Below are 1,318 nucleotides of genomic sequence, written 5' to 3' on the forward strand. Positions count from 1 at the left end.
TTGAAACGGCGGACAAAGTAGTTGTAAACCAGCACGGCGGGCACGGCGGCGGCGATACCGATACCGGTGGCGATGAGCGCGTGCCCAATCGGGCCAGCAACGCTGTCCAGCCCGGCTTCACCGGTAATGCCGATGCGCACCAGCGCTTCCATAATGCCCCACACGGTTCCGAACAACCCGATAAAAGGCGCGGTGCTGCCAATGCTGGCGACAATGGCTAATCCACTCTCCAATACCCGCCGTTCACGCAAAATTTGTTGACGCAGGCTGCGCTCCAATCGTTCGCCCCGGTTAATTTTGCGTGCGAGCTCGCGGCGATGCGTGGAGATATCGTTTCCGCTGATGACATCCAGACCCACCCGTGCGATGCGTGCGAGAGAACCCTGGCTCTGCCGCGCAACCTGACCGCCTTCCAACAGGTCAGGCGATTTCCAGAATTGATAGGAAAAATGCTTGTTTTGCCTGCGAAAACGAGAGAACTGTACCCCCTTGATCAACAGCGCGGCCCAGGTTACCACCGAGAAGAATATCAACACGCTAAGCACCGTGGGGACAACCAGCGAACTGAGCGGGCTGGAAAGCAATTCATTGCCAAACAGCGCCGTCTCGGGCTGAGAAGGCACGGCTGTCTCGGCCGTGGTCGGTGACGTCGACGGGGTGGGCGCCGCTAAAGAGGGGGACTGCGCTGTTGATTGGCTACTGTCGGAGGACACCAGTGCCGGGAGCGTTTTTTCGGTCATGATAACAATACCTTATGCTGACGCTGTTAATGGCTTCATTTGGGAAGCCTGAACGTAATGGTTTGAATCGCGTAACCCTTGATCGCGACATTGCCGCGTTTGGCCGGAATAAAGCGCCATTGCTGCACCGTCTGGACCGCGGCATTATCCAGCAGCGTTGACTGGCTGGACGCCGTGACCTGGACTTCCCCCGCTTTGCCATTTTCCAGGACCAGAATCCGCAGCGTCACGCTGCCCTCCTGGCGGCGGCGAAGTGCCAGCGTAGGATAATCCGGTGCCGGGTTTCCCAGGCTCTGCATGCCAGAAACGGCTGGCGTAACGCTTTCTCCCCCGCTGCTGCCTTGTGGGTTGCCTTTGGCCTGAGTGCTGCCCGTTGCGGTTTCTCCCGGTGTGGTGCTGGGGGCGCTGCTGTTATTGGTGCTGGCAGGCGCTGCCGTCTTGGTCACCGCACGGGGTATTGGCTTGGCTTTGACCACCGGCGTGGGTTTGGCAACGGGCGGTTTACTCACCACTTTCTGCTCGGGTTCCGGCGGAGTAACGGCGTCTTCATCGGCATGAACACGCTCGGACTCCTCGGG

2 protein-coding genes are annotated in these 1,318 nt (G+C 59.6%); both read right to left on the reverse strand.

Features of this window, described 5'->3' with window-relative positions; genetic code table 11:
- The coding region (locus tag J5224_RS28200; protein ID WP_264628418.1) for a MotA/TolQ/ExbB proton channel family protein at positions 1-740 on the reverse strand (740 nt) is incomplete at its 3' end.
- Between the two features lie 35 nt (positions 741-775).
- Positions 776-1,318 (reverse strand): energy transducer TonB (locus tag J5224_RS28205; RefSeq protein WP_264628419.1); only part of this gene is annotated, 543 nt, incomplete at its 5' end.

It is taken from the genome of Candidatus Symbiopectobacterium sp. NZEC135 (genome assembly GCF_025962695.1).